Source organism: Akkermansia sp. N21169, from assembly GCF_029854675.1.
GTDB lineage: Bacteria > Verrucomicrobiota > Verrucomicrobiia > Verrucomicrobiales > Akkermansiaceae > Akkermansia.
Genome location: NZ_JARWNC010000034.1, coordinates 105,569 through 126,631, shown reverse-complemented (window position 1 = coordinate 126,631; position 21,063 = coordinate 105,569). Strand labels below are relative to the sequence as shown.

The window sequence follows — 21,063 nt, the reverse complement described above, 5'->3', positions numbered from 1 at the left end:
ACTGGTCAGCGCAATATCGGACTTGAAATAGGACTGGACGCCATCCGCCCCTATGAGCGAGAAGGAACCGCCATCGACAACCTCAAGCTTGTTGATCCTGCCGAAGTTGAAGCCCTCCATGCCTTCTGCCGCCAGAGTCAATGATCCGGCCACAGTCGCAGAACCATTGACGGTCAGGTTGAGCTTGTTGATGTTTGCGGCAGAGCCTGCATCAACCTGGAGATTGGCGCCAACCATTACCAGCGATTGAGCACCCTGCCCGGTCATGGACAACTTGCTGTCGCCGGTTACCTGCAGGTTGCCCTGGATCGTGGCCTTGTCGTCAAATGTCACGGCAATATCATCGCCATTAGCCAGAAGGTGCCCTCCAAGGACGCTGTTGTCGACAAAACTCAACGAACCATTATTCAGCGTCAACGTGCCGTCGCCCATGGACAATTTCAATTCCGTGTTATCCAACACCACTTGAGAGCCATTGGAAACCGACACGGACAGAGCGTTGACCATGCGGTGGGTACCATTGCCAATGAGGTTCAAATCTCCGCCCTGCGCCAGAATGGCACCGAGAGAAGAAAGCGTCGAAGCCGTCGAACTCAGCGTCAATGTTCCGGCATTGAGTATGGTGTCACCTCCAACCGTCATGTATCCCAAAATCTCCGCCTTGCCACCCGACATCGTGAAGTTGCCGGAAACAGCAATGGAATTGATGCCCTCTTGCATCATCAGAGAACCGTCATTGGCAATTTCAAGACTGTTCGCCGTAATAGACGAAGTTTTGTTGCCGGCACCTACCAGAAATTCGTCAGAAATCGTCAGCTTGTCATTCGCCGTCAATCGACCATCGGTCAATGTCGTCCGGGCCAGGTTGATATCGCCATTGACCTGCAGGAAACTGTTGCCGGAGAGGACAAGATCCCCCGTCGAATCAAAGTTCCCGGAAACAACCAGTCCGGAATTCGAACCAATTGTCACGGTCCCTGCATTGGAAACCCGCTGCAAGGTGCCTTCTACATTATTGAAGGCCGCGGAAGCCGTTGAGGCAACATCCAGTAGCCCCGTCAGAGAGTCGCCCAGATTGAAGGTCGCATCCGAGTTTGCGCCTACAGTCACGCCGCCAAACGAGTTGGAGCCCTTGCTGACAAAGGTGGTGTCCACGAGCTGCAAATTGCCGATGTCGGACTGGCGAGCCGCCAGAGTCAATCCATCGCCCTTGACCGTCAGGGAATCAAGAATCACCTGTCCACCCCAGGTCACAGAGCCATCCGTCATCATCGTCACGTTCGTCCCGGCAAGGTTTTTGCCCTGATCGTCCTTCACGGACATGTTGACATTGTCGCCGGAGAGGGAAAGAAGCCCGGACGTACCGACTGCATTCTTGTGCCCCAGCACCAAATCACCGGCACTGTAATAGATGTCGCCGGAGAAGACGCTTTCCGCCTGATTGTTGAAGGACATCGTTCCCGAACCATCGATATCGAGGCGACCAGCGCCTATCAACGCGCCGTTGAGCACCATATCGTTATTCAGCGACAAGGTGCCGAAGCCCGACATCGTCAGGCTGCTGCCCATCTCCCACTTACGGTCAACAATCACATGTGCGGAGCCATCGGCTTCCGTGCCATTGAAGATCAATCCATTGGCCAGAGGATTCTCATTGGTTCCACCCAGGAGCAGTTCGCCGCTGCTCACCTTCACCCAGTTGGTGATGGTACCGCCAGCGGACACCGTTGCAGAACCTCCTTCCAGCAGGAGAGCTCCATGGAGCGTCCCCAGGACATCCAGATGCCCCGTCGGCTTCACAACCGTCGTATCCACCTGGAGGGAAGCACCGCCATTGACGGAGACAAAAGCATTGTTGCTGACAGAAGCTTCGCGGGCGTAGTTGGTACCCGTCAACGTCATCGTTCCGCCGGCCACGTCAAGCATGCCGAAAATGGAAGAATCCGTCATATCGAAACGACTGCCCTCATCGTCGGTGATGGTGATGTCTCCCGTATGAAGGATATTGGTCAAAGTCAGCGTCGAACCGCCGGAAATCGTCAGTTTGCCGGCAAGAAGAGCCTTGTCGGCAGAGGATGATCCCGTCGCACTCAAGCCCGATCCTTCCAATACAAGAGTATTGCCGACAGAACCGAAATCATGCCCCGCCTCCGATGTTTCCAAGACAACCTGCGAGGAAACAACCGTCATATCTCCCGAAACTCCCAGTCTGCCATGAACAGTCAACTCCGTATCAGCGTCCATATAAAGACTGCCGGTGGCAAAGGTCGTATGCTCATCCACCAGAATGAAGGCTTCGTCACCCAACAAGGTATTGCCCTTCACAGACAATGTTCCTCCTCCGGTCAAATCCAATCCCCCATAGGATACCATCATGTCCCCGGTCACGGAAAAAGAGTCGGCTATATGCAACAGATTCCTTCCGAACACGCTCAGTGAACCGGTAAGCATGGAAGAACTGCTGAAATACGCCAATTCACGCATATCAGCCGCATCATTCACCAGGGAAAGGGTTCCTTCTCCTCCGTCCATTTCGAGATTGATGTTGGCAAGTTCCAGTCTTCCGCCCTCGTCGCTCTCTCCGGAATTGTAAATTTCCATTATGCCGGCGGATACTTTCCGCATGGAAGAACCATTGGTTCCGATCGACAAGACTCCGTTGACAAACACATCTCCCAAGTCGGACTCAACCGGGCCTATAGCCATCAAATTCAAGGTTGCACCCTGATCGATGCGCATTCCGGAGGAAGTGACAATGCTTCCGTAGACATGAGATTTTCCGGCTTCTTGAATAAACTGCCCGGATAAGGACACATTATTCACTCCTTCTTTCAGATTCAGAGCACCCGCACCCGAGATGGTCAAATCCGCCGCCTGCAGCAACGATGTCGTATTGCCGGCGCTTGAAGCCACGGTTCCTTGAACCTTGAGATTGCCTTCCAGGGTAATCGTGGCATTGCCCAGGAATGTTTCCGCCAGGGAAGCATCATTTCCCCCCCTGTTTTCTACAGTTAGGGAACTATCCTTGACCGTCAGCGTCCCCGTCGACACCAGGGAAGCAGGATCGTCTCCAGAGCCGGAAACGATCAAAGCCGTCTTGCCGGACAAAGTCAGAGCCCCGGCATTCTCGATACTCTTCACCAGAGAGACAATGGAGGAAACCACGCCATTCAGGAAGATTTCCCCCTCAATGGCAGTCGTCACGGTACCATTGACCGAACCGCCCGTATTGACAACAATACTCCCATTTTCCGCATCCAGATTCGTCAATATATTGGCGCCGTTACTGATGAGCGAACCGCCCGATACATGGACATTACCGATGGAAGAACCGTTGCCCGCCAAAGTAAACGACTTGTCTCCCGATTTATTGAACGTACCCAGACTGACAGTCCCGAGCCATGCGGAATTCTGCAGTGTCACGACATTCAGAATGTCGCCCGTCATATTCTTGGATTGCTCAATCGTGCCGGATACATTCTGACGACCAATCGTCATTGATGCATCGGTGTTCTGGAACGCCAGAGTTCCCTTGGATCCGAGAGCATTTGTCGACGTCAAAGTCAACATGCCGGCACTGTACCTGATATCGGTTTCATGCGTACCGGAGGCCCCCAAGGACATAGTTCCTTCGCCAGTCACCGTCAGGACGCCGTTTCCGGACAAATCGCCCGCCAGGTTGAAGGCACCTTCCTTCTCAATGGAGATTTGCCCGTACCCCAGCATTTCCAGATGATTGTCGGCATTCCAGATACCTTCGACATTCATCTGTGCCGGAGAATTCCCGGAAGTGCCGGAAAGAACCAGACTGCCTCCCACAGATCCCCGGACATAATGGAAAATGCCTTCGCTGATCATCAGATCACCCGTCAGGGTTCCGGCATCCCGATCATTCCCCATATGGACTGAACCTCCGGAGATACGAACGCTGCCCTCCATCGTTCCGTAAATGTTCAGCACGGCATCGGCATTGACGGTCGTCGTCAGGGACTTGAAGATACTGCCGTCCAGCACTGTCATCTGCGTATCGCCGCTGATGGAAGCTTCCGTCGCCGTATTCATCGTTCCCGTGACGTTGAAGATGCCTCCATTCATGGTCAGCTTCCCGGCAATGTCGGAATCTTCCATGGTGAATTGATTGGGATTGTCCTTACCGGCGTTTTCCACCGTGACATTACCCGCCAACTTCACATGCGAAAATGCCAGAGTATTGCCTCCGGATCTTTCAAGCGTAATCGAGCCGCCCAGATCGGACCTGGAAGTAGCATCCGCAGATTTACCCTGAAGAGTCAGGGAAGAGCCGTCGCTCATCGCCACTGTTCCAAGCCTGCCAAGAGAATCTTTCCCAGAGATCAGGGAAAGACTGCCGTGCGACAGGGACGTTTCCCCGTTCACGAGCAGTTCTCCTCCGGCCCATGCCATGGCTGCAGCATCGGCATCGACACCGACTATAGCCAGGTTGCCAAGAGTCAGGGTACCCGAACCGTTCACCTCCAAGTTTCCATTCACCGTCATCGTTCCCGTAATGGTCGCAGATGACGATACTTTAGCGGAATTACGGTCAAGGATCGTCACGTTGCCGGTTACCAGGCTATTGTTCAGGCGGAGCTGTTCATAGGATTTTTGGGGATCGGTACCGCCGTTCAGCAAGAGAGTCCCATTCCCTTCGTTCAGATTCAAATTGACGTTGGTAAGATCAAGACAGGAATCTTCATGATCGACCGTAATGGCAGAAGCGGATACGACCCTCGGTCCGTCTCCCACGGGAGCCGAGATCGACAAATTACCCTGCTGGATCGACACCGTTCCGATGGAACTCGATTTTTCCCCGGCAAGAAGCAGATCCAGATTGCCTCCGTTCATCAGCAGTTTCCCACCCACGTTGATATTTCCCGTAATCACGGAAGCCAGAGACTGATCATCCATCATGAAATCTTCGGTTACCGTCACGTTGGCAAGTCCTGAATTTTCTTCAAACAACAGTTGTCCGCCCGCTCTGACGTTCAAAATGCCGGCCACAACCTGCGATTCTACATTATCCCGGGTCGTCGCAATCGTTCCCTTGACCTCGACGCTCATCTTGCCGTTGAGTACGGAGTCCTTCAACGAAGTCGTGCCGAGAGTTGTCAGGCGGTTGACAGTCAGAGAACTGGAACCCATGTTGAGAATCCCCGAGGATTCCATGTCTCCCGCAACGGTAATGGAAGTATTGTTAATCAGATTGAGAGTCCCCCTGTTCGTCAGGCCCAGGATATTATGCGCCGTCACGCCATCCAGCGTAATGGTCGAAGAGTCCGACGTCATCACACCGTTGATTTCATCCCCGGTGGAAAGATACAAATCGCCAGAATCGGACAGGTCGATATTGCCGAATTTGTTGGAGCCGTTACTCTTGAACGTACTCTTGTTGAGCTTCAATGTCTCGATAACCGAATTGGAGGAAGCAAGAGTCATATTGCTGCGTTTGTCCCCAACATTGCTCAATGTCAGTTCAGTCAGGTTCATAACACCGCTCCAAATCACCGGATCGTTTCCTACCTTAAAAGCAGTCATCTCAACCCGGGTATATTCGGACATCAGATCCTTGCCCTGGTTAGCTCTCACATCCAGACGGGCTGTACCGATATGACCGGGTAATCCATCCGCCTGGGTCAGAGTCAATCGTCCACTATTCCCCAAAGCGTTTTCCCCGGAGAGAGTCAATACCCCCGTTCCATTATATTCTACTTCTCCGGCATGAGTACCGCTTGCCGTAAACTCGAAGTTTCCTTCTCCAATCAACCTCAGAGTTCCCTTGTTGATCACGCTTCCGTTCATCGTCAGCGTCTTTCCAGCAACGACGCTGATTGTTCCGAAGTTGCTCATGGAAAGGATATTGTTGATGCTTGTCGAACAGTCGTTCTCAACACTGACCCTTGCTTCGTCGGCTACGGCTCCGTTCATGGTAATCCGCCCGGCTACGGCACCTGCCTTGTACACGAATTCCCCGGCATTGACCGTTAAATTGCCAGTCAGGGCAAATCCCGGAGAAGGCACCGTATCTCCCATATAGTCAGGGGAATCCATTGTCACAACAACACCTGTGCCGTCCAGGATCAATCCGGAGTCCAACTGGGATGAAATCGTCATCGACGCATCGTCGACAAGGCGGATATTATCTGCCGTCAAGGCTCCGTCCAGAATCCGGACAACAGTCTTGCCGCCAATCGTAGCTGTCTTGACGCTATTACTGCCTTTGGAATTGAATGTACCGCCGTACAGGGTCAAATCCCCCAGTAGTGTCGTGTCCTCCATGGACAGCGTATTCAAAGCAGACTCTCCGGACATCGATACATTGCCGTCAAGAATGAGATTCTTCAACAATAACGTATTGCTTGCCGATGTATAAGAATTATCGTCCAGCGTCATATTCCCGGCCAGAAGAGCCTTGTGAGCAATGTCGCGGCCGGATGCTGTCATCGTGGAACCCTCGGAAAGAGTTAATGTTCCCAAGGAACCGAAGTTCTGGACGGACGTTCCTGTCAAGCGGTCTTCCAGCGTCAGAACCGCCCCCGACAGACCGGATATGCCGGAAATTCCGATCGAACCGTACACGGCAGACTCAGCGCCGGCGGTCATATTCAAACCTGCAGCCTTCAAGCCGGTCGGAGATTGAACCACCAGCTTATGACCGGCACCAAGTTCTACCTGCCCCTGGAAAGAAATGTCCCCTTGACCGGACAAAGCCAATGAACTCGAAGCATCCAGAAAATCAAGATTGCCCGTCACATAGACGGAGTTGGACAATTCGACGGCATTGGCGGCCGATACGGCAATATTGCCTTCCAAGCGGACATTGTTAAATGTGACCAGCGAGGAAGGTTGATCTGCATCGCTGCTTCCCGTCATCGTCAAGTTCCCAAGTCCGCCATTAATATTCAAGTTGATATTGTTCAAAACCAGGGAGGCGTTTCCCTCAATGGAAACCGACTCCGCCCGGACAGTCTGGGTACTGGGATTTACCGTATTTCCGACAGTAAAGACGCTCTTTCCACTCATGGACACATCCCCCAGATAGCTGGACGTATCACCTACGGGCTGGAGGGTCAATTTCCCCTCTCCCGTCATGGCAAGAGTATTTCCCACAAGAAGAACACCCTGGACCATTGAACTGCCTCCGGAAACGGTCATATCCTCATTCACATTAACCGTATTGATACCGTTCGAGAAGTCGAGACCTCCGCCCGAGATCATCAAACTGCTCGTCTGGAATGAAGAAGACTTATTGAGTTCGCTTGCATGAATAGAACCGTTCCCCGTCACCGACACGGTATCGGTGATGCGTAAAGTTGCATTATTCAAAGAGACCTCTCCGGACGATACAAAAGATTCTCCTACAAGGATGTTGGAGCCGGCTGACAAATTCAGGGTTCCCTCATTGGCAACCTTCCTGATGTTTGTCGTCAAACCGTTTAAGTTAATCGCGGCTCCGGTACCTGTTTCCAAATTTCCGTTAACGGTATCTCCCTGGTTCAAGGTGATGGATGCGGACAGGGCAGCTCCGGCCTTATTCCTCGCGATCAGATCGACAAACCGGTTACTGCCCTGACTGAACAGATTTCCTTCCTCCACGATCAGCGATCCGATTGTGGAACTGCGGTTGGCAATGGTCAGATCGAATTGACCGTCCTTGGTCATAGAGTCCTGGTAAATAGTCCCGGCCCAGGTAGTCTCTCCTTCTGTTGTCAATTTGATATGCGTCGCCACAACGTTCTTGGATTGGACGCCCGTGACAAAAGTATGCACATCATCCGTCGTTGTTCCGTAACTGCCAATGTATAATGTCCCGACCGTACCAATAGCATAATCGGCATCCAGATGGAGTTCACCAAGTGCTTCATAATGGATATCTCCTGTATGAGTACCGGACTTTTCCAAATGGACATCACCCGTTCCCGTCACGGTCAGATTGGAACTGCCGGACAGCACGCCCTTCACATTCAATACCGGAGAAGAAGAAATGCCCACTTCTCCCAAATTAATCTGTCCGCTTGCATTAAGAGCCAGATTTCCGATCGCCCAGTCTTTGTGAATATCCAGATTACGGTCGGAAGACAGATAGGAAGTAAAGGTAATATTGGTCAACCTGCCGGCAGGCATCGATTTCCCGGTTCCTTGATACGTGAATGTACCCGAAACAATATTGATATCCTTCTCAAGTCTAGCGACATCACCTTTCAACAAGGTATTGCCGCCTTCCAGATACAGTTCGGAATTCAGGGAACCTTCAATCGTCAGAAGATTATCCGACAAATGGGTTTCCTGCGCAGTGAAAATCGTACCGGCATGAATCTCCGAATCTGCACCCAGAGTAGCCTTGCCAGTCACCGTGTTCTGTTGCCCGTCAAATGTCAATGTACCGCCTTCCACCGTCAGGGAACCGTCGATAATCGCGTCGGTCATAGAGAAAATGTTGGAAGATCCTTCTACAAGAACCTTGCCCGTAAGGACACCATTCTTCATGGCAAAAGTGTTGGCATCGGCATTGTCCACCAATGTTACATTGCCACTCAGAATGAACGTTCCCGTAGAATAGTGCATTTCCCCGTCAAGCCCGTAATCCACCCCCACAGTCATATTGGCACCGTCGTAAATCACGATATCGCCCATGGAACCTAAATCGGTATCATTCTCCGTCGCAAACAGGTGTAAATTACCACGGACTTCGGATGTCCCGGAAATGGTGAAAACGGAATCCGTCATATACACATGGGTACCGATGTGACCGATCATTAGGGAAACCGCCTGGAGCGTACTATCCTCAATATGGCTCACATTCTCCTCACCCAGCAGTTTAATGTCTCCGTTCCTGGCCCACAACTCCGTGGATTTCATATTCAAAATACCTGAAGTTGTGAAACTGCCGACATAATTGATCTTTGAATTATTCAGCGTTAATACCGATCCCTTCGCCACGGTAATAGACTCATCCGGCTTCGAGTTATCAAGATTGACATCGTTCAACTCGGCACTGCCGAGAGACATGAGTTGAAGGCCGTTATTGAACGTGCCGCCGTACATGACAATCCTACCACTATTCTGAGCTGCAAGAGTTCCCTGCACTTCACTGTCGGACAATTGAATGAGGGAATTCGCACCATCCGCCGTCACGCTTCCCTTCAATGAAACACCAGTCGTTTGGAACGTACCGCCCGCTACCAGGAGACTCCCCATGCTGCCGCCTCCATTCACACTCATGGTTCCTCCACCGAACTTGGTCAAAGCGCCGGGCAAGGAACCTGCGATTTCGGATCCAATGGCTCCGGAAACAACCAAGGTATGGTTTTCGGCAATATTAACCAACGCATCGGAAACAACATTCATGGAACGGACCGTAGCATCGCCGTACACATTCAACTCACGGTTCACTCCGATATTTCCGGAGAACACAACGGTTTGCCCTACGGAACTGTCGTACATGTTAACCGTCCCGGTCTGCAATTCCAAGTTGCCTTGCACGGAAGAAGCGTTCTTCAAAGTCACTACACCGTTTTGAACGGTCAAATTCCCTCTGATGTTCGCACCGTACTCGTCAGAGGCGGCTATTTTGCCGGCAAGATCCAATATCGCTCCGTTCTGCAACGTCAAATCCGTTCTTAGAGTAACGTTGCTATCAATCGCCTGCGTTCCGGAAATAATTGATGTCGTCGTTGCTTCCAGAATGGAAGAATTATCGAAACCATTAATCGTTACACCTCCGATTTCCAATCCACTCTTGACAGAGCTGGCAAGTATCAATTGCACAAATCTGTTCGTGCCTGCGATGTTCAATTCCCCCCCCTGCATTGTCACGGTACCTCCCGCCAAGACAGCGGAATTGCTAACGGACAAGATGTCGTTTGTCAAAGCGACATCACCTTGAAACAACACGTTTGTAAGATTGATTTCTCCGGAAACTTCGTAAGTACCCACGACATTTCCGGACACAGTCAGGATCGTATCGGGATCCGTCCCATTCCCGGACAAAGTCAGTATAGCCGTATTGAGCTCGATTTCTCCAAGAGTGTTCTTACCTGAAAAACCGGTCAACGACAGATTACCCCGAAGAACCGTCTTGTCTTCAATTGACAATTGACCGTTAGTGACGGCCAGGTTTGCGTCCAAGGTCATCGTCTTGGAGGAAATATGACCGTTCTCGACAAGCAGATCCCTGTTCACAGTCAAGGCCAGGCTCTCCAATGTATTGACTCCCCCTTCACTTGCGGAAATCTTCGAACCCCGAAGATTTTCCATACTCAGAATCATCGTATCATAGGATGACAGGTAAACATCGCGAAAAATCCAATCTCCCGTGCCGGACAGCAACATGTTGCCGTCCACCTGCAGTGAACCGGAATCAATCGTCATTCCGGAAGAGCCGCCCACATCCAGTAATCCATTGACCATCAAAGAAGAATCATTATCTATCGTCAGTCGTCCCGCATTGAAGTCAGAAACCACGTGTGATCTAATATGGGAGGCATTGGTCAGTACGATTTCTCCGAGACTTCCTTTGACCGTTATGTCCGAGACAGCATTCGAGTCAATGCCGTCAAGGGTAAGAACACCATTGTTAGCGGTCAATCGACCAATAATACCATGGTCGTCAACTTGTATCAACGTCAGGGAACCAGCGTTGACAGTCACGTTGTTCATCCATGAGGTTTTCTCGGGCGTCTTATCGTCGATAATGAGACTACCGGCTCCCTCTTTAATGAATGTCCCGGACATGTGGACCGTCCCGGTCATCGTAGTCCGATCTCCGTCTTGATTGGTAACGGTCAACGAGCCAGTCTGACTGTCAATCGCCAGATCCTTGCTATGGACATCCGTGCCGCTCACATCGAGGATTCCCTGGAAATTACCCGTCACGAGCAACTGACCAGTAGTCCCGAGGGCATGATCCGCCGTCAATGACAGAGACGATCCGGACCATGTGATATCACCCGTATAGTCGGTGCTATCTGTCAACCGTCCCAGAGTCAGAGAACCCTGTCCGATCAAAGTGATCGGGCCGTTGCCGGACAAGTTCCCAGTCCGGACACTCCGGGAATCGCCAATCATCATTCTGAGGGAGGAGTTGACTTCCATTTGTCCCAATTGCACATTCTGAATACGAATAGCACCATCACTCGTCAAGGGATTGAAGATCAACTGGCGAATACCGATACCGGACTGGACGACAACTTTCTCAAGCAAGTCTACATTGTGCACCGTCACGATTCCCGAGGATAACGACATCATACCTGAAAGCTGAGTCGCCTTGTCCAGAGACGTATCGCCGATAAATAGAGAACCGCCCTGAATGTACACGCCCTGGTCACTGCCGGATCCCAGGGTTATAACTCCCGTCATCGTCGTATCGCCGGAATTAAGAACGATTTTACTGGCCTTCTCCGACATCGTCAGATTATCCAAACTCAGGAAACCGATTCCATTGTGGTAGATTCCCCCATCTTTAATCGTCGTATCGTTAATGACAGCGGTCGCCGTATCATTCAAGACCAGGTTATCGGTAACAAACGCAACCGTGGCATGATCCAGATCAATGAATGATTTGGAATTGGCAATGATTCCCCCCAGGGAGACTACCGCCCCATCCGTCACGCTTAGTGAAGCCGAACCCATTGCGATATCAATCGATGGCTTCATGCTTAATACGCCGGACAGGATCATCGTGGTTTGTTCTCCCTCAATAGAAATCTGAGACCCCAAGGCAGAATAATCCCCGAACCCCGCAAAATAGGAACCGGATGAGATATTCAAATTGCCGCTTTGCTGGGTAACATTACCATTAACCAACATGTAGGAACTCCCGGACACAGACACATCACCTCCGAAAGAAGCCCCATCGACTAACAAATGCGACTTATTCTCAACCGTGACATTGCCGCTTCCCATGGTCAGCGTGCCATAAGAAGAAAGTCTGGACTCCTGTTGCAAAACCAGGTTTCCGGAAGTCATGGAGATCCCCTTGGCTTCCAATAACGAATTATGCAACAACTTCAGGGAAGATTCTTTCCCCATCGTAATCTGCCCCAGAGATCCGTAATCGTTGCCTCCGGAACCGGTACCGGGATCGAACACGAAGCTGCTCTGATCCGCAACTTTCGTTGAAGTAACGATAGCAAATTTGTTACCGGCGCCAAAGGTTACCGATTGGCAACCGACAGGCTGCCAATCGAACGTTGCTGCCTGGAACGTGTTTCCTGAAATACTTCCGTCTGAAGCAAGACCAGTATTAATGGCACCACGGAACAACAGGATAAGGCCGGAGGCATTCATCTCCATGTCCTTCAACTTGACAACTTCTCCCAATGCTGTCGTTCCATTGACAGCCCCCAGAATGATGTTGCCTATGCCGCGGGAGGAAATCGACGAATTTTCCAACGAAACTTGGCCGAACAAATGTACGGATCCGTTGGCACTCAACACGGCCTTATTCTTCAGCGTCGTATCGCCAAAGGTCTGGATCTTGCTCACGTTCAACTCGGAATTGTCAATCGACACATTGAAATAGCCGCCATCGACAACATCTGCACGGACGGTCTGTGCAATGTCGTTCAGGTTGACCAGTGACAAAGTAGGATAGGAGCCGCCCGCAGGAGTCAGAATGGACGACGACACGTTACCCAGATTGTATGCCTGTTTTCCAAGCAAGGCCATTACTTTGGCTTTCTTGGCTTCGTCAGAGCCCAAGGCATCCCATTCTCCCGCACTCAGACTGTTCTTCAGCCAGCCGCCCCAGACGCTTTCGTCATTGAGCCCTTCCAGATATAAATCGCCACCAAGAAGCAATCGGCTATTCAGCGAAACGCCGGCATTCGTCAGGACTGCCTTCCCATTGACATACCAGTCCGACGCCGATACGGAAGAACCGCTCGAAAGATACAAATTCCCCGTATTAGACACGGAAGAAGAAGCAGAAATAGTCACTTCATCCAATCTGAAATCACCGCCTGTCGCAAGATAGATACTGCCCAGGGATGCCGTCATGGAACCCGAGAAATAGGTATTGTCATCCCAATCTGTACTGCCGACAGTCAAATCTCCCATACCGACAAAAACCTCACCGCCCGTCTTTTTGCCATTCTGCCGCAAGACATCAATAGTCAGATGCCCTTTACTCAGGGAAAGGACGGAATCTCCGGACAGCGTCAATTCGCCGATGTGGCTGTTTTTATTCGCAATGGTGAGGATGGATCCCAGTCGCTTCGCAGCTGAATCATCCGCCAGAATGACTTTGCCAATCGTCTCCATGGAGTCGAATGTCAACGTACTGGCATCATTCAGAGTAATCCTTCCCTGCATGCCTGTTCCCGTATCCGTTCCCTGGACATCCAGGGCCGACGCGGTCGCCCCGTCATTCAAGACGAGTTCCCCCGAGTTAAGGGTCAAGCGCCCGAGGACATGGCTTGCTCCTCCGTTAAGAGTCAATCTTCTAGAAGTTCCCTGCCAGACGATGCCCGCATTGACGGGAGCCTTGATCGTCACACCTCCGTCATAAATCACGGCATCGGCATTCAAGTTCCACAACTGGGCACTAACGGAAGATCCGCTCCCCAGGAACATGAAGGCGTTATTCGTAAACTGCCGTGTTGCCGCAAACGTATTGGCAACGTTCTTGCCGGACGGATTTGTCTGATCAGCCCCATCTCCGATCACGGTGTTGACGAAAATATCACCCAAAAGTTTCAGGTTGTCTTTGCCGGACTGGATCAAGTTGTTATTAAACTCCTTAATGTCCAAAGATTGATCGAATGTGATATCCCCCTGTGCCAGCAGGGAGTTGCCGGACAGGACGCGTTCGTCTACAAGAATTCCCGAATCCGGAATACCGGAAAGCAGCATGCTCCCGGCTTTGGAATAAAACGTATTGCCAGAGACGTTTCTGACATCCAGGCGCAGCGCCATATCGCCCTGGGATGTCAATGTATTGTCGGTCACTCCATGAACCAAGGGTTCACCTCCGCTTCCCTCTGCAAGCTCACCCTGGAAACGGTAGGTAAAGTCAAGAGTTCCCGCCGATGAAGTCAGGATGTTGCCCGAAGCCGTAACATGCGTATTCAGAACGACCACCATGTCTCCCTTGGATGTCAGCGTATTGTCGAGGAATCCCAGAAGAGTTTCTCCATAGCTCTTCGTACCTCCGGAATGGTAGAAGAACCTCATGCCCCCCATCGCCGAGGTAAAGGTATTCTCCATGGCAAGCACGTTTGTCGACAATTCGATATCCATGTCTCCCCAGGAGGAAAACGTATTGTACCTAAATCCCGCACCGTGGATCTCCTTCTCTTCAAGAGACTCGCCCTTGAAGGACAAAGCTCCCTGCTGGGAAGTCAATTCGTTGCTGTCGAACCCGTTCTTGAAGCTCATGTCGAGCTTCATGTCATCACGGGAGGTCAGAGTATTGCTGTCGAATTTCGATTCATCCTCAAAACTCCGTCCGGCAAAGGACATGCCGCCGTTCAGAACGGTAAAGACATTGCCCTTGCTAATGATGCTGTTTTGGGTCAGGTCAACGGTGCCCCCGACCGTACCGCCTACAAATTCAAGATCCAGATTCATGCCCGTATTGGCCGTCAGGACATTGCCGTAAAAGCGGACATCGGATTGATCAACGGAAGTCTTGCTGCCATTCCAGGAAATGCCCTGGGTCTTGCCGGTGATTTCAATTTTGCCCGTCTTGGAAACGAGCGAGGAATCCTGCATGGCAAACCATCCTCCATCCCAGACGGCTTCATCGGCCGGTTTATCCTCGGGACGCTGGTAACGGGAAGCATAGATATTGCCCGTCATTTCCAGGGAACTGCCGGTAAGCGTCAGACGCGAGAAATCGGATCCATTGCCTCTGTCCGGATTCATGGCGCCGGTCATCGACAGGTTGCTGCCGTCGATCAGCAGAGTCCCGCCGTTGACGATATTACCCGTGTGCCCGGCCTGGGAAACCATATCGGCCAAAACGATGACGGAATTGTAGGCCGTGCGACCTTCGTCGGGAGATTCTTTCCCAACATGTTCGGTGACAATGTTGCCGAACACGTCTCCGTGAACCGTGCTCAGGAAACCGCCGCCGATATCGGTTACTTCACCGTCGACAATCGTGATCGTCGCCCTTGATGTCAGATTGCCATACGTACCGACGTCACCCATGAAGACGGCATGCGCCGACACGTTGACGTTGTCGTACAAGCTGTTCCCGGCGGACAAGTCATGCACGGTACCTCCATAAACATTCAAGGTATCAATGTCGACGGCCGCACTGCTCATGTCGAGTACGCCCGCACCGTTTTTGCTCATCGTGCCTCCGGTAACATTGCCCGTCAGGGTCAGGTTATCGACAGTGTTGACAGTTACCGGGCTGGCCGAGAAGTCGATGTTCTTGCTCGTCGTAATGGTTCCGGTAGCATTGGGAATATTGCTGATGAGTTCCAGCGCCTCACCCGTCGTACTCTTGACGAACAGGGTGCCTTGCGTCCCGATGGCATTGTCGGCGCCCAGTTGCAGCTTGCCGGCAGTCCAGGTAATGTCCGCCGTATAGTCGGCGTCCGTACCATTCAGGGTTTTGTTGAAAATTTTCGTACCGCCGCCCTCCATCAACAGGGACATGTCGCCGCGAAGTTCTCCATTCAGAGTAAACGTCGTATCGTTGGAAACACTGATAATCCCGGATGCCAGCACGATCATGTTGTGATCGTTCGCCGTGTCCGTACTGATCGTCAACTTGCGCGAGACATTCGCGTTATTCTGGGCCTGGTTGCTTTCCTCGAACAGCAGGTCTCCTTTGTAATTTCCGCTCACGATCGTCAAGTCGCCGAAACGGATACTGACTTCGTGGGGAATGGTACCTGATGAATAGCCGTTAGCATAAAGCTTGCCGAGCGTCACCATGGAATCCCCTTCGATGATGACCTTTTTAACGGAGTCGTTGATTTGGGATACGTCGGGATCAGAAACAGGAGGGTTATCAACAATTGTCAACTGCCCGCTCGTGTACGTCAGAGAAGTAGACGCAAAAAATTGAAGGGCATCAGCTGGCGTAGAATTGGTAATGCTCAGGTCGCCGTCAACCGTCACAGTCTTGCCTGTATCTCCGATTACCGTCACGGCATTGAGAATCACGTTGCCGTGGATCAAGCCCCCTCCCTGGACATCAAGGGTAATGTTGTTCGTATTAAAATCGGAACTGGTTCCTGCCGAATAGACATCGCCGAGAATATTACCTCCGGCCAGCGTCAGATAGGAATTGTTATTCATCTCGACGGAACCGGCCCAGGTATTGTTTTGATAAACGTACAACCGCCCTTCCTTGTTCAAGGTAATCGTACCCTTGCGGTCGCCCTTCGTATCAAGATAAACGGGATTCGTTCCGTCGGAACTGCCTAAATAGACATCTCCGTTCTGGATGGACATGCCTGTCATGTACAGGGGGGCCAAGACTGTCCCCTTTTCGGAACCGCTGTTAAGCAATTCAAAACGGACGCGATTTTTGGTACCGCCAATCGTCGCATCGGAATTGCCGGAGACCTTCACTTCTCCCAACTCTCCGCTGATTTGCTCAAAGAGGGCCTTTCCGTCACCGCTGATTTTTGTAGATCCCGATACGTGAACCTCCGTATTTTTAACCAGGTTGACTGCCCCTCCCGCATCGTAGCCGGTAAGGATTTCCCAGTTGGGAGTCGTCAGGCTCCCTCCCGTCATCGAGTTGGACAGGGATGTGAAACGCACCGTGTCACCGGAGACGATGCTTCCGGCTGTCATATCCAGGCCGCCTTCAAAATACACCGATTGGGAGGACTGGATATCGCCTTTCGTCGTCACCTTACCCTTGAACTGGATCGTGCCGGCTGAATTGAGGAAATTGCCTGTCCCGATGTTCGATGTCGTATCGACATACATGCCCGGGTTTCCGGCAGACAGGACATTCTGCAGACCATCGTTGTTTTTCAGGTCAATGGCAAATACACGGAACTGCTGTGTGGCTCTTACGGAATTCCCGGCCCCGTCAACCGTCAATGTCCCCAATGTTCCCGGGGTTGCGTCGTAAATGAAAATATTGTTAGCCGAAACGTTAATGTTGTTTCCCTTCAGGGAAACATCACCATACACGCGCAAATCGCTTCCCGCAGTCACCTTCGTTGCAACGGTTCCGCTTGACACTCCGTTGATCACCACATTGTGAATGCTGTTGACGTCGCCGACCTGGAGGTTTCTTCCCGCACTAACGGTAGAGCCCTCGTTGACAAGAAGCCCTCCATTGGCCATGGTCATGTTATAAACAGACGACAATTTCGCCCCGTTTCCGCTGACTTGGGCGGCATACTTAACTCCGCCATCTTCCTGGAAGGAAGTAATATTCAGGGCGTTTCTGGAGGAGAAAGTCGTGTTATCCCCTTTCAGAACAATACTCTTAACTGTCACGGAATCCCCCGTTGAGGCATTGCCGGCGGTCAATGTCCCGCCGTCGCTGCCCGTCACGTTTTGAGCCGTCATGGCTCCCTTGACGACGATCTCTCCCTGGTAATCCAAGTCCCCTTTGACAGTCAGGTGGGATCTATCCCTGGTAGCAGCCGGCCAGGGAGTTATCCCGTCTTCCTTGTAGATAGTGGCTTCTTGGGAAGTCAGAGTACTGCCTTTGGCAACGTTGAGCCCCCCTTCCACCGCAATGCCGGCCCCCTGGAAGGAAATCGTATTGTGATTGGCAGCATTTTTATCACCCAGAGTCAAGTCTCCATCAACCGTCACCACACCCCAGGCATTGACCTTCAACTGATCGGCATCCAGTGCTGTCGCGGATTTCAGGAAAAGGTTTCCATAACTCTCCACCGTATTCCGGCTGCCGTTGACCGTCAGTGAGCCTATCGTCATGTCGGTCTGATCCGGTTTGTTACCGCCTTCGGGATAGTCTTCCGGTTTTGGATTGTTGCTGTAAGTATAGTTCTTCTGCGTGGAAAGCAACGTGGAATTACCGTTCAGGGTCACACTCGCAGCCTCAATACCGCTGGCGGAACTGAAAAGAGAATCCGTCAACGTCACATTCCCGGCTTTGACTGGGGAAGCCGTATGATCGGCATCCGTTTTGTCCGTCAGGATCAAATCCGTGAAGGAAAGGGTCATATCGCTCCCGGAAGTCCCTGTCCCCAAAAGTTTTGAAGAGACAAGCATCACGCGTTCCCCTGTTTGCCCCGAAGTGGTCAGGGTACCACCGATGGAAATATTGCCCGTCCCCGTCCATTCCTGAGTAATCTCATCATACGTAGCGGCAATCAATTTGCCATTGGCTTCCAAATTGGCATCCCCCGTAATAACGATGTCTTTTTCCAAGGACTGAATCGTCCCGGTGTTAGCCTTCAAATCGCCAGTTACAATAATCGTGCCATTGGCCTGAATCGTCCCGGCATTGGCCAGCTCACCCGTCGAAATGCTTCCAGTACCATCCTCAGTTGACAAGGCTTCAAGAAGCCCTCCATCCTTCACATCCACGGCACCGGTAATAGTAATATTCCCCGCAGTAGATTCAACAAGTCCTGACGAAGTAAGAGACTCAAAATGAATGTATTTGCCAACACTCACGCTGGACGTCTCATCTACGGAAACAGCTCCCGCCGTCAAGGAGGAGGAAACATTCAGAGCAGATCCCGTCATTTCGAGCGTTCCCATCGTAGAAGTATCGCTACTACCGGTAAGGCTCATGTCGGCATTCGTCAGAGAAATGGTCTTGGCAGTATCACCCTGAAGCTGCCGGGTTGTAATCGTGACCGGTTTTCCGGCCGATCCATTGGCTGTCAAATCGCCCCCCAAGGAAATCGTGCCATTTGTTGCAAGAAGTGAACTTCCAGCATTCAGGGTGACATCACCGTTCAGAGTAATTGAACCGGAAGAGGATTTGATAGTGCCGGAATTAGTAACGGCTTCGTCAATAATCAGACTCTTTTGTCCATCCAGTATACTGGCATTCTTTATAACCTCAACCGTTCCCTTAATCCAAAGACTTTCTGTGGCGGTAAGATTGGAGGTTAAGTCAACATTCCCTCCAACCGTTATATCTTTGGCAGTAAGCATATGCCCCCCAGTGTAATTGCCGGCAACGTCAACGGTAACCGTACCCCAGTTACTAAATGAATTGAGAGTCATGTCACCACCAACTGTCAACGTGGAATTGGTTCCTAAATTCAATTTGGCATTGTTATCCAGAACCTCCAAATTGCCAGCCGTTTCCAACGATCCAAAAGAAGCCGTTCCGGAACCTTTCTCCAAAACGAGGGACTTCAGTTTGACATCAGCTTTTTTAACATTAAAGACGGCTCCTGATCCTTCTCTCAGGATCAAATCCATGCCGCTCCAATCATTGGCAGCCGTGTCTCCAAGAATAATTTTGGTACCGTTCAATTGAAGCGTTCCGGGAGTCGTCGTCCATGTCAAAGAATTGGCAGAAATGGTTCCGCCTCCGATCTCTCCTCCCGTATTCGCCAGAGAACCAATAGTTAGGTTCCGGGAAGCGCTGATATTGAAAGTATTCCCGGCCAATGTCACAGCTCCGGTCAAAGATATGTTGCTGGCCTTCAGAATACCGGATACCTCTGTAGCGCCGCTCAACGTCATATTTCCGGAATCAGACGACAAAGAGCCGGAGATATTGGACGATCCGGTCACAGTTACATCACTCGTCGTGACAACCGTCCCTCCGACGACCAAGCTATCACCATTCACAGCCAGGCTTTTAGCCCACATGCTTCCATTGAGGACGGCGTTGCCGCCGGTAATGACATTGCGTCCAGCTGAACTTCCCCGGACATCCCATGTTGTCCCGGCATTAAGTGTCAATCCGTTTGCAATCGTGATATCCGCACCATTACCTGTTGTCGTTAAATAGGCGGAGGAATTCAACGAAAGGGAATTCAGGGCTATGGCTTCCAAAGAGGAAAGGGTCAACTTCGTACCATTGAGGGAAAGGTCAGAGGAACCGGAGCCCCCATTGAATGAAGCAGCCGTGATGGTACCGGCGCCTAGTGTCCAGGATTGAGTGTTCAGAGTTCCGGTCAAATTCATACGGGAACCGGTAACAGTCTCCAGGGTATGCACAGTCAGGGAATCTGCGGTCAAACTCCCGTTTCTTCCCATATTGAGAGATTGGGCAACGACACTCTGCCCATTTGCATTCAAGGTCCCGGAAAGCTCAATGGTCCCATTGGAAGCCGTCACGGTTCCACCAGCCGTCACGGTTCCGGCGATTGCCATGCCGCCGTTCGTCGAAGTCAGAGTTCCCTTGCTGGTCAAACTTGTCCCGGACCCCGCACTAATATCGCCCTCCGAAGTAACGGCTCCAGCTGTCAAAGCTCCGTTGCCGGTAATGGCCAATGAATTGACGGACAGGTTCCCCTCCAGGGACAAATTCGTCCCGTCGACAACCATGTCGCTGTCTCCCATCCCTCCGTTGAAAGATTGGGCCAGAATAGTCCCTCCTGAACTCAGTGTCCACGATTGCGTCGTCAATCCCCCCGACAAAGTAATCGTTCCCGCATTCGACAATGCACCCGACACGTCCAAGTTGGTTCCTGTCAATGTGGAGGATGCCCCCAATGTAAAATCGCCCCCCACCTTTACATTGCCAGTAGACACAAGATTTCCGGTTGCCGTCATCGCATCAGTGACTTCCAGACCATCAAAGGTCAAGGTCTTCCCTGCCGCTGTAACCGATACAGATTCAAACACTGAACCTGCCGTCGCAATATTCCAGTCAAGCGCACTCGTCAACGTAAACGAACCATAAGTGGCTTTTTGACCAAAAATCACTTCCTGCAATCCTGTCCTCTCTTCGAGAGAGGACGGATCCTGATCTCCGAATACAAGATTGTCGTGCGGAAGCAAATCCTGCCGGTGCGGGCTATCCGGAATGTCCGGACTAGGATTCCACCAATTTTCAACAAAGGAACCGCCGTTTTCACCGTACCACGACAGGGTGGCAGACTGGACAGTGTAGGAGAAAACCGCAAGAAAACTGGACAGCAACGCAGTTCTTAAGGGGAGGGGAAGGCGAATTTTCAT

The 21,063-nt window shown here is 51.5% G+C and carries 1 protein-coding gene (running past one end of the window); it reads right to left on the bottom strand.

Translation table 11 applies throughout. The annotated features are described in order from the left end of the window. On the bottom strand, positions 1–21,063 hold the 5' portion of the coding sequence (locus QET40_RS04935; RefSeq protein WP_280126058.1) for a hypothetical protein. It extends 11,403 nt beyond the left edge of the window; the window shows 21,063 of its 32,466 coding nt (coding positions 1–21,063); the start codon lies at positions 21,061–21,063; the stop codon falls past the left edge of the window.